11 protein-coding genes are annotated in these 12962 nt (G+C 68.4%); 6 read left to right on the forward strand and 5 right to left on the reverse strand.

From position 1 onward, the window contains the following. Window positions 1-101: 101 nt before the first annotated feature. Complete coding sequence (locus tag QZV94_RS02740) at window positions 102-1100, forward strand: hypothetical protein (protein ID WP_293676268.1); 999 nt, start codon at window positions 102-104, stop codon at window positions 1098-1100. A 22-nt stretch (window positions 1101-1122) separates the two neighbouring features. On the opposite strand, the gene pdeM is transcribed toward QZV94_RS02740, so the two are convergent. Both pdeM and QZV94_RS02750 read right to left on the reverse strand, forming a co-directional pair. After that, the gene (gene pdeM, locus QZV94_RS02745) at window positions 1123-1854 is read right to left on the reverse strand and encodes a ligase-associated DNA damage response endonuclease PdeM (protein ID WP_293676269.1); all 732 of its coding nucleotides are present in this window, start codon (window positions 1852-1854) and stop codon (window positions 1123-1125) included. Then, a complete protein-coding gene (locus tag QZV94_RS02750) occupies window positions 1851-4349 on the reverse strand; it encodes a ligase-associated DNA damage response DEXH box helicase (RefSeq protein ID WP_293676270.1) in 2499 nt (832 codons plus the stop codon). The genes pdeM and QZV94_RS02750 overlap by 4 nt, the downstream gene beginning before the upstream one ends. Before the next feature lie 70 nt (window positions 4350-4419). On the opposite strand from QZV94_RS02750, the gene QZV94_RS02755 reads away from it, so the two are divergent. After that, window positions 4420-5145, forward strand: coding sequence for a methyltransferase domain-containing protein (locus QZV94_RS02755; RefSeq protein WP_293676271.1), 726 nt, complete (start codon window positions 4420-4422; stop codon window positions 5143-5145). Window positions 5146-5155: 10 nt separating this feature from the next. Here the strand turns inward: QZV94_RS02755 and QZV94_RS02760 are convergent, their stop codons facing one another. Further along, window positions 5156-8182 carry an adenylate/guanylate cyclase domain-containing protein gene (locus tag QZV94_RS02760; RefSeq protein WP_293676272.1) on the reverse strand — a complete coding sequence of 1009 codons (3027 nt, stop codon included), beginning with the start codon at window positions 8180-8182 and terminating at the stop codon, window positions 5156-5158. A 148-nt stretch (window positions 8183-8330) separates the two neighbouring features. On the opposite strand from QZV94_RS02760, the gene QZV94_RS02765 reads away from it, so the two are divergent. After that, complete coding sequence (locus QZV94_RS02765) at window positions 8331-9323, forward strand: SDR family oxidoreductase (RefSeq protein WP_293676273.1); 993 nt, start codon at window positions 8331-8333, stop codon at window positions 9321-9323. 9 nt (window positions 9324-9332) lie between these two features. Here the strand turns inward: QZV94_RS02765 and QZV94_RS02770 are convergent, their stop codons facing one another. Further along, window positions 9333-9554 (reverse strand): hypothetical protein, encoded by a 222-nt coding sequence (locus QZV94_RS02770; RefSeq protein WP_293676274.1) that lies wholly within the window; start codon window positions 9552-9554, stop codon window positions 9333-9335. Window positions 9555-9638: 84 nt separating this feature from the next. On the opposite strand from QZV94_RS02770, the gene thrB reads away from it, so the two are divergent. From thrB to QZV94_RS02785, 3 genes are all read left to right on the forward strand, one after another. Beyond that, on the forward strand, window positions 9639-10604 hold the full coding sequence (gene thrB / locus QZV94_RS02775) for a homoserine kinase (RefSeq protein WP_293676275.1): 966 nt from the start codon (window positions 9639-9641) through the stop codon (window positions 10602-10604). Further along, window positions 10601-11053, forward strand: coding sequence for a ribonuclease HI (gene rnhA, locus QZV94_RS02780; RefSeq protein WP_293676276.1), 453 nt, complete (start codon window positions 10601-10603; stop codon window positions 11051-11053). Before thrB ends, rnhA begins: the two co-directional genes overlap by 4 nt. Window positions 11054-11128: 75 nt before the next feature. Then, window positions 11129-11569, forward strand: coding sequence for a MarR family winged helix-turn-helix transcriptional regulator (locus tag QZV94_RS02785; protein WP_293676277.1), 441 nt, complete (start codon window positions 11129-11131; stop codon window positions 11567-11569). A 139-nt stretch (window positions 11570-11708) separates the two neighbouring features. Here the strand turns inward: QZV94_RS02785 and QZV94_RS02790 are convergent. Next, a partial coding sequence (locus tag QZV94_RS02790; RefSeq protein WP_293676278.1) for a PrkA family serine protein kinase occupies window positions 11709-12962 on the reverse strand: 1254 nt, incomplete at its 5' end.

Consider the following 12962-nt stretch of genomic DNA (forward strand, 5'->3'; position numbering starts at 1 on the left):
TGGCGAGGAAGCGGGTCAAGTCGGAACCACGCCTGCCAACTGGCCCTGGAGGATCAGGCCCTCCACTCACGCTGTGGCTTGCCTCGGCCGCCCCGCGGCCCATGATCGGCGTCATGATCCTGCGCCTCTTCGGCCTCGGCCGCCCTGCGGGTCCCCCGCGCTGGACCGGCCCGCCCGACGCCACGCCGATCCACGCCTGGCTCGACGCCGCGGGATTCCCCTGGCGGGCCAGCCGCGCGGAGCTCGCCCGGCGCTACGGCGTCGCCCCCGACCCGGCCTACGGCGGGGACTACGTCAAGGTCCCGACCGAGCCGCCGCTCCTGCCGGGGCTGTTCCGCCCGCTTGCGGCCCACTGGCGGGATGAGATTTCGACGCGGCTGCCGGCCATCGAGTTCCACGGCGCGCTCAACGTCGGCGGTGACGCGCGGGCGAACCTCAAGGCCGCGGCCGCCCAGCTCGCGCCGATGTTCGGCCGCGAGCGGATCGCGCCCATCAACAATACCATCGAGGCGGAGTGGCGCTTCGGCCCGGCCTCGGTGCGCCTCACCGCCTGGCCGCGCGACCTGCAGGGCCCCTACGAGGCGGCCATCGACGCCGAGACCCGCGACCCGCGGCTGGAGGGCGCCTGCCACCTCCGCGTCAATACGGGCTTCAGCCCGCCGCTGTCTGCCCAGGAGCGGGAATGGGTCAACACCTTCGTCCCGTTGTTCGAGGATGCTCCGAGGTTCACACCCCAGCAGATTCGCGACAGCGCCGCTTCGGAGCTTCTCCTGGAATTCGCCCGCCCGCTGCCGCCGTCCGCCGACGTGCTGAATGGCCGGCTGGGCCGCTCGGCGGATGGGGCGGGGCTCGTGCTGTGCGTGGGTTACCTGTTCGTCGCGCCGATGGCGGACGTCGTGCGCCTGGAGCTGGAGCGGGTGCGCCCCGGGCGCGGCGGCGGCTGGGAGGCGCTTAGCCTTGCGATCCGCTCGGGCGACCAGATCAAGGCTCTCCACGTCGCCAGCGGCATGTACCAGAGCGCGCTCGAGGCGGACGCGCGCGACCTCGCCCGCCGCCTGGATCGTCCCTTCGCGCTCATCGACGGCGGCGACGATACCTAGAGAGGTCGGCGAGCGCTGCCGCTCAATCGCCCGCCAGCCGGCGCCAACCGATCGCCCGCACCCGCGCCGCCCCCAGCGCACCCGCCAGCGGAGGCCGCACGAACAGGCCCGCGAACGCCGCGTCCAGCACGTTCAGTCCCCCGGCGTAGGCCCCGAACGCAGGAAGCACCGTCCGCTCGCCGTCGGTGACGAAACACCGTCGCCGCACCGTCCCGCGCGGGGCGACCACGCGCGCCGCCGGGTGCAGGTGTCCCGCCACCTCGCCGGGCTGGGCGCCCGCCCGCGGCTCGTGGCGCAGGGTCAACCCGCCCAGCACGATCTCGTCCACTGCCTCGCCGGGCAGGGTCTGCGGCCCGTCGGCGTCATGGTTGCCGATCACCCACACCAGCCTGCGCCCCGTCGCCAGCCCCCGCAGCCGCTCGGCGTCATCGGGCGCCAGACGCGCCTCGGACTTGCGGTCGTGGAAGGTGTCGCCCAGCAGCACCACCACGGCGGGCTTCGTCGCGGCGATCTCCGCCTCCAGCCGCCCGAGGGTCTCGCGGGTGTCGTAGGGTGGCAGCAACTGTCCGCGCCTGGCGTAGGACGAGCCTTTCTCCAGGTGCAGGTCGGCCACCACCAGGGCCTGCGCCCCCTCGATCCACAGAGCTCCCGAACAGCGCATCACCACGTCGGCGCGGGCCACGCGGGTGGCCAGTCCGCCGCAGGCGCTGGCCGCGAACGCATAATTAAAGGGGGAGGGCGCTGGCGCGTTCACCGAGTAGCCTCTGCGATCAAGTCTTCTTCCGCCTCTGCCAGGATTCGTTCGCCGGCCTGGCCGGGTGAGCGCTCTTTGCCGATCTCGAGCAGGATCGGCACCGAGAACGGCGAAAGTCGGTCCAGGGGAGAATGCCGGATGCGCCCCCTGATGCGTGTCAGCATGTCGCCCAGCCGCGCCACGTCCACAAGACCGGTCGCCGCATCCGCACGCGCGCATCTCAAGAGGAGGTGGTCCGGCTCATGCCGCCGCAGCACGTCGTAGATCAGGTCGGTGGAAAAGGTGATCTGCCGCCCCGTCTTCGTCTCCGCGCCTGGGAACCGCTTCTCGATCAGTCCGGAGATGATCGCGCAGGCCTTGAAGGCACGCTTCATCATGAAGCTCTCCGAGAGCCAGGCTTCCAGGTCGTCGCCCAGCATGTCTTCGGAGAACAGCTCAGCGAAATCCAGGCTGTCCATCGGCTCCAGCGCCCAGATCGCCATCGCATAGTCATTGCAGACAAATCCCAACGGCCCCACGCCCAGTCGCTCCAGCCGGCGCGTCAGCAGCATGGCAAGGGTCGTGTGGGTGAGCCGCCCTTCGAAGGGATAGACCACCATGAAGTTGCGCCGGCCGCGCGGAAAGGTCTCCAGCAGCATCTCGTCCTCTGCAACGATCAGCGAGCGATCCTTCTGCGCGCCCAGCCACTCACAGACGTCGGTCGGGAGCACCTTCCAGTGCTCCTCGTCGAACATCAGCTGCCGGACCCGCTTGGCGAGGTAGGTGGAGAGCGCGAACTTCGAGCCGCCCCACGAGGGCATCTTCGGCTCCCGATCGTTCGCCGGCCGAACCAGCACATCCAGGCTGGTCACGCCCAACAGCTCCCAGACCTGGCCGGCGAAGACGAACGTATCGCCGGGGTCGAGCATCTCCAGCATTCCCTCCTCGACCTCGCCGACCTTGCGGCCCCCTTGACCCCGACGCGTCCCGACGCGGACCGACAGCATGGCCGGCGAGACGATGGCGCCCACGTTCAGCCGGTGCCGCTGTGCAACCTGCAGGTTGCGCACCCGCCACGTCCCGTCAGGTAGCTTCACGATGCGTCGGAATCGGTCGTAGGTTTTCAGCGCGTAGCCGCCGGTGGACACGAAATCCACGACCGCCTCGAAGTCCTCCCAGCTCAGGTCACGGTAAGGCCCCGCCGAACGCACCTCGTCGTAGAGCGTCAGCATGTCGAACGGCTCGGAGACGGCGCAGCCCATGACGTGCTGGGCCAGCACGTCCAGCGCGCCCACCCGCGGCGGGTCGCCGTCCAGCTTGTTCTCGGCGATCGCCTCGCGCGCGGCCTGGCACTCCAGCATCTCGAAGCGGTTTGCCGGGACGAATAGCGCGCGGGACGGTTCGTCCAGCCTGTGGTTGGCGCGGCCGATCCGCTGCACCATCCGTGACGCGCCCTTCGGCGAGGCGAGCTGGATGACCAGGTCCACGTCGCCCCAGTCGATGCCGAGGTCAAGGGTCGAGGTGCAGACCACCGCGCGCAGCTCTCCGCGCGCCATCGCCGCCTCGACCTTGCGCCTCTGCTCGGCCGCCAGGCTGCCGTGGTGCAGCGCGATCGGCAGGCCGTCGTCGTTCAGCTTCCACAGCTCCTGGAACGCGAACTCCGCCTGGAAGCGGGTGTTGACGAACACCAGCGCGATCCGCGCCTTCTTGATGACTTCGTAGACCTCAGCCATGGCGTGCTGCGCCGTGTGTCCGCTCCACGGCACCCGCCCTTCGGACAGCAACACATCCACGATCGGCTCGGCCCCGGGCGGGCCCCTGACGAGGTCGATTGAAGACCCCCCTCCTCGCAGGGGGCAGGGGAGGGCGTCCGCCCTCCCATGTGACGCCATCCAGTTCTTGATCACCTCCGGGTCATCGACCGTCGCCGATAACCCCACTCGCCGGAGCGCCGGCGCCAACACCTGCAGCCGCGCCAGGTCCAGGGCCAGCAGATCGCCACGCTTGGAGGCGTGCAGGGTGTGGATTTCGTCCAGGATCACGCACCGCAGGTCCTGGAAATAGAGCCTGGCGCCCTCCCACGCGCACAGCAGCGCCAGCTGCTCGGGGGTGGTCAGCAGGATGTCCGGCGGCTTCACCCGTTGGCGCTGTCGTCGCGCGACGCCGGTGTCGCCGGTCCGGCTCTCGGCCACGATCGGAAGGCCCATCTCGGCGATCGGCTTGCCGAGATTGCGCTCCACGTCCACCGCCAGGGCCTTCAGGGGCGAGATGTAGAGCGTGTGAAGTCCGCGCGGCGTATTGCCCGGCGGACGCTCGGAAAGCTCGATCAGCGTCGGCAGGAACCCCGCCAGCGTCTTGCCACCGCCGGTGGGCGCGATCAGCAGCGCGTCGCGCCCTTCGCGCGCCTTGGCGACCATCTCCAGCTGATGCGCGCGCGGCGCCCAGCCGCGCCCCTCGAACCACGCCTGGAACCGGGGCGGCAACAGATCGGGCGCGGTCGCTCCGGCGTCAGCCATGCCGGCCCTATAGCACGTTCCCGTTCCGTTTCACTGGCGTCGGCGCGGGATTCAGGCTGCAAAGGGAACGATGCGTTTCAGCCTCGCCATCCTCGCGGTCCTCGCGCTCGCCGCGTGCTCCCCCTCATCGCCGCAGGGCGCGGCGGCCAAGCCCGTGAAGCGCGACGCCGAAGGCTTCCCTCTACCCGACCGCCCGGTCGCCGGCATCGTCTCGCCGATCTGGTCCACCGGCCCCGACCGCGACATCGCCGATGAGTCCGGTCAGCTGATCCGCCGCCTGGAGATCAAGCCCGGCATGGCGGTCGCGGACATCGGCGCCGGCTCCGGCTATCACACCTTGCGGTTGTCGCCGGCCGTGGGGCCCACCGGGGTCGTCTACGCCGAGGACATCGTGGAGTCCTACATCTCCGGCCTGCGTAGGGAGGCGCAGGCGCGGGGCCTGAAGAACGTCCGCATCGTGGTGGGCACCGTGGATGATCCGGAACTGCCGGACGGCGTGATCGACCGGGCGATCATGGTCCACATGTACCATGAGATCGCCAACCCCTACGCGCTCCTCTGGAACCTGGCCGCCGACATGAAGCCCGACGGCCGTGTCGGCGTGATCGACCTGGACCGTCCCACCGAAGGCCATGGCGCGCCGCCCGCCCTGGTGAAGTGCGAGTTCGAAGCCGTTGGCTACAAGCAGTTGTCCCTGACCGTAATGGACGGCGGCGTGGGCTACCTCGCCATCTTCGAAGCTCCCAAGGCCCGCCCGCAACCCGCCAGCATCAAGCCCTGCAAGGCCCCACGATAAGCCGCCGCGGCTACGCCGCCTTCGCCGAGTCCCAGACCCCGTCCCAGCCGGCTGGCGGGGGAGAGGCGGCGAGCTGGCGGGCGCGCTCCAGCATCAGGGCCGCGGGCCCGTCGTCGGGGGTGGCCGCCAGGGCCGCGGCGAAGGCTTCCACCGCCCCGTCCCAGCGGCCGGCCTTCAGCGCGCGGCGTCCCCGAGCGTAGGCCTCCAGGGTGGCGGAGCTCACCGCAGCGTCTGGCGTCAGGACCTGGAAGATCTTCTCCGGCCGCTGACGGCCGCGCACCTTGATGGCGTCCAGCTCGCGCAAGCGATGCAGGTCTTCCACCGCCCGGGCGGTGTCCTCGCAGACCACGATCGCGACGCCGTAGGCTTTGGTGATCGCCTCCAGCCGCGAGGCCAGGTTCACGCTGTCGCCGATCACCGTGTAGTCCATCCGCTTGGGGGAGCCGATGGTGCCCGCCACCACGTTGCCGCTGGCGATGCCCACGCCCAGGCGGATGTCGGGCGCCCCGCGGTCGCGGCGCCGTTCGTTGATCGCCCCGATCATCCCCACCATCTCGACGGCGCTGTCGACGGCGTTCTGGGCGTCGCGGCCCGTGCTCAAGGGCGCCCCGTAGACGGCCATGATGGCGTCGCCGATATACTTGTCGAGTACGCCGTCGGAGGCGGCCACCGCCTCGAAGAGGTCGGTGAAGATCTCATTCAGCATGTCTACCGTGTCGCGCGGGCCGAGGTGCTCGGCCAGGCTCGTGAACCCGCGGATGTCGGCGAACAGGACGCTGGCCTCGCAGGCGGCGCCGAACAGAAGCTCGTCCTCGCGGCCCATGATCTGGTCGACCACGTCCTGGCTCATGAAGCGCCGCATGGCGCCCTGCAGGCGTTTGCCCTCGGTGATGTCCTCCACGATGATCAACAGGCCGGCCTGCTCCTCGTCGGAGATCAGCGGTACGATCGAGACGTTGGCCGAAATCTTGTCGCCGCGCACCGTTACCAGGTCGGCGTCCAGGAACGACTTCGGCCGCCCGGTCGCCCCCGCCTCGGTGATCTCGGCGGACAGCCAAGGGTTGCTGGACGCCCATTCGCGCTGGGTCTCCGGGTCGCTGGCCAGCTCCGGCGCCACGCCGAGGATCTCGCACGCCGCAGCATTCAGCTTCACCACGCGGGCCGCGCGGTCGAGGGTGATCACGCCGGAGGACATCGAGCGCAGGATCGAGTCGTTGTAGTTCCGCTCCGAAGCCACCTCGCCGAACAGGGTGGCGTTCTCGATGGCCACCGCCGCCTGCGCCGCGAAGGCGGTCATCCGGGCGATATCGGCGTCGTCGAACACCTCGCCGTCGAGCCGGTTGAAGGCCTGCATCACGCCCAGCTGCTTGCCCGCCCGGGTCACCACCGGCGCCGACAGGATGCTGCGGGTGACGTAGCCGGTGGCCTTGTCGACCTCGGGATTGAACCGCTCGTCGGCGTAGGCGTCGGTGACGTTGATCGGCGTGCTGATTGTGAAGCACTCGCCGGCCAGACCCGAGCCCGCCGGGAAGCGGATCTCGCGGCCGTCGACCCCCTCGGCGACAACGGACCACAGTTCGTCGGTTCGTTCGTCGTAGAGGAACAGCGAGCTGCGGTCGGCGCGGATGATCTGCGACGTCACTTGCACGATCCTGCGCAGCAGTTCCTCCAGGTGGATCTCGCTGGCGATGGCGATGTTGACGTCAAGAAGCTGGCGCAGCTCGCCGCTGGTCGACTCCGCGGTCTCGATCGCCCCGCCCCACCGCTCGGCCATCACCACGATCTGGCACAGCAGCATGATCAGCATGCCCAATGGCATCAGGTCGATGCCGATCCCGCGCTCCGGCAGTAAGCCGTTCGACGTGAAGTCGGTGTAGATCATGGCGCCGAAGAACATCGCCATGCCGAGCAGGTAGACCGCTGCGCCCGACCTCCGCCGCCACGCCGCGCGCGCCACGATGAAGGTGACATAGAGCATCGTGCCCAGCCGCACCCATACCGACCAGTAGGACACCTCGGACAGCCCCATCGTGCCGTGGATCGGGATCGCCACGGCATAGGCGAGGAAATCGGCGACGATGATGCCTTCCAGGATCCAGAACGGGACCCTGGGGCTCTCCTTCGGGAACAGGTGGTCGGTGTAGGCCACCAGCGCGGCCATCGCGACGCAGACCGTCAGGTACTCGATCGCCCGCATGGTCAGGAGCGACATGCCGGGCGCCGCCAGGAGGATCAGGTTGTCGTGGGCGAAGACCGCCATCACCGGGATCATCGACAGGCAGGCCAGCCCGAACCACGCCCACACCCGGTCCTTGCGGCGGAAGGCGAAGATGATCAGCCCGTAGCAGGCCAGCACCAGGAGCGAAGTCAGGAGCAGGATGCCGCGCATCCAGTGCAGCGCGATCCAGCGGTTCATGGCCTTGGCCGGCCCGAACAGGGGCGCCCCTTCCACGCCATTGTCCCGCTGGCCGAACGACGAGACGTCCAGGCGCACGTCCAGCGGCCCGCCATCGGCGTCGATGGTCACGTCGTGGGCCCGCACCGTCGGTTGGGTGGTGGCGTCGCTGAGCCCGGCCACGCCTTCCTCCGAGAGGACGCGACCGTTCACCACCACGCGCGAGGCGGAATAGATGGTCGGCACGTAGAGCACGTAGCGACCGGGCTTCACGCCCAGCATCGTCAGCTGATAGCTCGCGGCGCCCTGGCCGGGCAGTCCGTTGCCCGTCTCCGACCATCGGCCGGGCAGCGCCACCAGCTGGGTCGACCCGGCGGCCGGGCCGGGCGCCCCGCTCCGCCAGGTGAGCTTCCATTCGCCCGAGATCGGCGTCGGCCCCTTCAGGGCGCCGTAGGCCGAGTAGTCCACCAGGCCGGCGGCCGGCTTGGGGGCGGAGCGGTCGATCTGCTCCACGAAGAGCGGCGCGCACAAGAGGGCCATGGCTGCGATGACCGCCAGGGCGAACAGGAACCGCGGCCCCCGCGCCAGGTCGCCGGCGCGCGCCGCCCGCTCCGGGCCCGTCGCTTGCTCGGACGTCGCCATCAAACCCCTCCGCCCACTGTCTTATCGCACCCAATCTCAGGCGGTGTCACGGGCCCCGGCGGCGGCGAAGGACCCGTTTACGCCACGTGACCACTTCCGCCGCGGGCCCGCGCGTCTAGGGTCTCCGCAGCAGAGCGGGAGGAACGCCATGAAGGATTTCGCGGGCAAGTTCGCGGTGGTCACCGGCGGGGGCACGGGCATGGGGCGCGAGCTCGCCCGACAGCTGATTGCCGAGGGCTGCAGCGTCGCCATGTGCGATGTCTCCGAGCGGACCATGGCCGAGACCATCCGCCTCGCCACCGCCGACGGCATCCCGCAGGGCGCCAGGATCACAGCCCACCACGCCGACGTCTCCATCGAGGGCGACCTGATCCGTTTCCGCGACGAGGCCGTGAAGGCCCACGACCGCGACAAGCTGAACCTGCTGTTCAACAACGCCGGCATCGGCGGCGGCGGCTCCATGTTCAAGACCGACCGCGACGAGTGGGAACGCACCTTCAACATCTGCTGGGGCGGGGTGTACTTCGGCGTGCGCACCTTCCTGCCGCTGATGATCCCCGCCGATGAGGGGCACATCGTCAACACCTCGTCGATCAACGGCTTCTGGGCCAGCCTGGGCCCAAGGGTCCCCCACACCTCCTACGCGGCGGCGAAGTTCGCGGTGAAGGGCTTCACCGAGGCGCTGATCACCGACCTGCGGGTCAACGCCCCGCACATCAAGTGTTCGGTGGTCATGCCGGGGCACATCGGCACCGACATCTCCGCCAACTCCAGGAAGGTGATCAACAACACCGAAGACGACAAGCTCTCGCCCGCCGAGATGGCGCGCGCCCGCAAGCGCCTGGCGGCCGGCGGCGTCGACGCCGAGGCGCTGAGCGACGAGGCGGTGCAGGGGATGATCGCCGAACAGGCGCGCCGGTTCCGGGAGGACGCGCCGATGAGCGCCGCCCAGGCCGCCACCGTGATCCTCAACGGCGTCAAGGACGAGCGCTGGCGGATCCTGGTCGGCGACGATGCGGAGGTCCTGGACCGCATGGTCCGCGCCGACCCCGAACAGGCTTACGAACCCGACTTCAGCCGGCGCATGGCGGCCGAGGGCGGTCTGCGCCTGGCCTCGGTAACCGGCCCGGAGCCGAAGTAGCCGCTAACCCTAGAGCCGGGTGAAGCTGCGGTTGTATCTGCGCAGGAAGGCGCGGCCCCTGGCATGGGGGTCCTCGGCCCAGCCTGCTCGGCCCACGGCCTGGAAGGATCCGTCGCCGCCGGCCTCCAACTGCAGCGTATCGCCGACGGCGAGGTGCAGCGCGTGCAAGGCCTCTTCGGTGAGGACGACCGCCACCCGGTCGCCGATCTGCTCGACCTTCAATGCAATCATGGGTTCCTCCGCGAGGTCCTCGCGGTTGTAGCACAATCAGAGCCGAGGGTTGACCGGCCGCACGACCTACCGCATGCGGCGTCCATGGCGGTCTACACCGACATCACCGATGACGAGCTGGCCGCCCTCCTGGCCGATTTCAACCTGGGCGCGGCCACCTCGTTCAAGGGCGTGGCCGAGGGGGTGGAGAACTCCAACTTCCTGCTGGAGACCGAGACGGGGCGGTACTTCCTGACGGTCTACGAGAAGCGGGTGCGGGAGGAGGACCTGCCGTTCTTCCTCGGCCTCATGCAGTGGCTGGAGCAGCACGGGTTTCCTAGCGCGCGGCCGATCCCCGACCGCAACGGCCAGGTGCTGAAGCGAATGCGGGGCAAGCCCTGCGCCCTGGTGAGCTTCCTCTCCGGGCTGTCGGTGCGCAGGCCCGGCGTGGCCCACTGCCGCGAGGCCGGCGACAGCCTGGCCCGTCTGCACCTGGCGGGCGCCGGGTTCCCGATGCGACGGGAGAACGACCTGGGGCAGTCGTCCTGGTCGCCGATGTTCTCGACGCTGAAGGCGCAGGCTGAGGGGCTGAAGCCGGGGCTGGCGGCGGTGATCGAGGGGGATCTGGCGCGGCTGGCTGCGGGCTGGCCGACCGGGCTGCCGGAGGGCGTGATCCACGCCGATTACTTCCCCGACAACGTGTTCTTCCAGGCCGGCAAGTTCGCGGCGGCCTTCGACTTCTACTTCGCATGCACCGATGCGCTGGCCTATGACATCGCGGTCGCCCTGAACGCCTGGTGCTTCGAGCCGGACGGCAGCTTCAACATCACCTCGGCGCGCGCGCTGGTGGCGGGGTACGAGGCGCGCAGGCCGCTGTCGGACGCGGAGCGCTCGGTGTTGCCGGTGCTGGCGCACGGCGCGGCGATGCGGTTCTTCCTGACCCGGCTGCACGACTGGGGCGCGACGCCCGCCGGCGCGCTCGTGCGCCCCAAGGATCCGTTGGAGTACGAGCGCAAGTTGGCAGTGCACAGGTCGTCGCCCGACCTGGTGCTGTTCGGGGGCGGTGCTTGACGCCCCACGTGATGATCTTCACCGACGGCGCCTGCTCCGGGAACCCGGGGCCGGGGGGCTGGGGTGCGATCCTGATCTCCGGCGAGAGCCGCAAGGAGATCTGCGGCGGCGAGCCCGGGACGACCAACAACCGCATGGAGCTGATGGCCGCCATCCAAGCGCTGGAGGCGCTGAAGAAGCCCTGCAGGGTCGAGCTGCACACGGACTCGACCTACGTGCAGAAGGGCATCCACGAATGGATCCACAACTGGAAACGCCGTGGCTGGAAGACCGCCGACAACAAGCCGGTGAAGAACGAAGACCTGTGGCGACGTCTTGATGAAGCGCGGCAGCGTCACGACGTGAAATGGCATTGGGTGAAGGGTCATGCTGGCCACGAGCTGAACGAACGGGCCGACGAGCTGGCCCGCCAGGGCCTGACCGAGGCGCGGCAAGCAGCCACGGGCTGATCGTTCGATCTTGAACTAGATTGTTCGCGCGCAATGAATCATGATGGCCCGGCGGGTGATTCGGAGGCTGTGCGCATGGTCAGCGAGGACCATCCCGAGGTTCAGGTCTTCGACGAGATCAGCATGATCGAGTACGGGGTGCGAACGGCGATCAGCCGCAGCCTGCCAGTCGGGCTGACGTATCCGCAGTACGAGGTGCTGAACCTGATCGCCCGGCGTGGCGAGGACCTCACGCCGGCGTTCATCGCCAGGTCTCTGAAGATGACGCCCGGGGCGATCACCAACACGTTGCAGAGGCTCGAAGCGACGAAGCTCATCACCGTGGACCCGTGCGGCGCGGATCGGCGGCGCAAGCGCGTGCGGCTCACCGCGAACGGACGCGAGGCCTACGCACGGTCCATGGCGGCGATCCGGCCGAAGGTGGAGAAGCTGCGCGATGGCTTCACCCAGAAGGAATTCCGCGACGCGTTACCTTTCCTGCGGGCGCTCAGAATCTGGATGACCGAGCAGGTCTAGGGCCAGTTTCACCTTGGGGCCATGTCGGCGCTGTGCTCGGTGACACGTCTTCCAGGCTGGCCGCTGAACTCAGGCACCCGATCGATGGCCAAAACCGGCCGCCGAGGCGTACATCGCCACCGGCCCGGAAGTCCGGCCGTCAGTCTTGCTGGGCTGGCGCGTAGGTGAGGTAGCCGCGCTCGACCATGCGCAACACGAACTCCTCGTGCTTCTTCTCGCTGTCGCCGTCCTTCTTCGAGCCGAAGCTGATGATCGGCAGCAAGTCCTCAACTTGGCTGAACATGCGCCGCTCGATCACTTCGCGGATTTTCTCGTAGGAAGTCCAGGACGGGTTCTTGCCGCCATGCCCCGCGCGTGCGCGCAGCGTGAACTTCACGACTTCGTTGCGGAAATCCTTCGGGTTCGCGATGCCAGCCGGCTTTTCGATCTTCGACAGCTCTTGGTTCAACAGCTCGCGGTTGAGCAGCTGGCCGGTGTCGGGGTCCTTGTAGTCGATGTCCTCGATCCAAGCGTCGGCGAAATCGACATAGCGATCGAACAGGTTCTGCCCAAAATCGTGGTAGCTCTCGAGATACGCCTTCTGAATCTCGTTGCCGATGAACTCCGCATAGCGCGGCGCCAGTTCGGCCTTCACGAATTCCAGCAGCTTGTTCTCGGTCTCCTGGGGATATTGTTCGCGCCGGACGTTCTGCTCCAGCACGTACATCAAGTGCACCGGATCGGCGGCCACTTCGGTGGTGTCGTGATTGTAGGTCGCGGCCAGCACCTTGAACGCAAACCGCGTCGAGATCCCGTCCATGCCTTCGTCAACACCGGCGGCGTCCTTATACTCTTGCATCGTGCGCGCCTTCGGATCGACCTCCTTCAGGCTCTCGCCGTTATAAACGCGCATCTTCGCGAACACGTTGGAGTTCTCGTGCTCCTTCAGGCGCGACAGCACCGAGAACCGCGCCAGCATTTCCAGCGTGCCCGGCGCGCATGGCGCTTCCGACAGCTCCGAACCTCGGATCAGCTTTTCGTAGATCAGCCGCTCTTCCTGCACGCGGAGGCAATACGGCACCTTGATCACGTAGATCCGGTCGATGAAGGCTTCGTTGTTCTTGTTGTTCTTGAACGTCTGCCATTCGCTCTCGTTCGAGTGCGCCATGATGACGCCTTGGAACGGGATCGCGCCGATATTCTCGGTGCCGACGTAATTGCTTTCCTGCGTGGCCGTCAGCAGCGGGTGCAGCATCTTGATCGGCGCTTTGAACATTTCGACGAATTCGAGAATGCCCTGATTGGCGCGGTTGAGGCCGCCCGAATAGGAATACGCGTCAGGATCGTTCTGCGCGTGCATTTCGAGCTTGCGGATATCGACCTTGCCGACCAGCGAGCTGATGTCCTGGTTGTT

The organism is uncultured Phenylobacterium sp., assembly GCF_902826855.1.
Lineage (GTDB): Bacteria > Pseudomonadota > Alphaproteobacteria > Caulobacterales > Caulobacteraceae > Phenylobacterium.

Bases quoted from the DNA above. Each gene is read 5' to 3' on its own strand.
- QZV94_RS02740 (WP_293676268.1), top strand. From the start codon at position 102: ATGATCGGCGTCATGATCCTGCGCCTCTTCGGCCTCGGCCGCCCTGCG.
- QZV94_RS02750 (WP_293676270.1), bottom strand. From the start codon at position 4,349: ATGGCTGACGCCGGAGCGACCGCGCCCGATCTGTTGCCGCCCCGGTTC.
- QZV94_RS02755 (WP_293676271.1), top strand. From the start codon at position 4,420: ATGCGTTTCAGCCTCGCCATCCTCGCGGTCCTCGCGCTCGCCGCGTGC.
- QZV94_RS02760 (WP_293676272.1), bottom strand. From the start codon at position 8,182: ATGGCGACGTCCGAGCAAGCGACGGGCCCGGAGCGGGCGGCGCGCGCC.
- QZV94_RS02765 (WP_293676273.1), top strand. From the start codon at position 8,331: ATGAAGGATTTCGCGGGCAAGTTCGCGGTGGTCACCGGCGGGGGCACG.
- QZV94_RS02770 (WP_293676274.1), bottom strand. From the start codon at position 9,554: ATGATTGCATTGAAGGTCGAGCAGATCGGCGACCGGGTGGCGGTCGTC.
- thrB (WP_293676275.1), top strand. From the start codon at position 9,639: ATGGCGGTCTACACCGACATCACCGATGACGAGCTGGCCGCCCTCCTG.
- QZV94_RS02785 (WP_293676277.1), top strand. From the start codon at position 11,129: ATGGTCAGCGAGGACCATCCCGAGGTTCAGGTCTTCGACGAGATCAGC.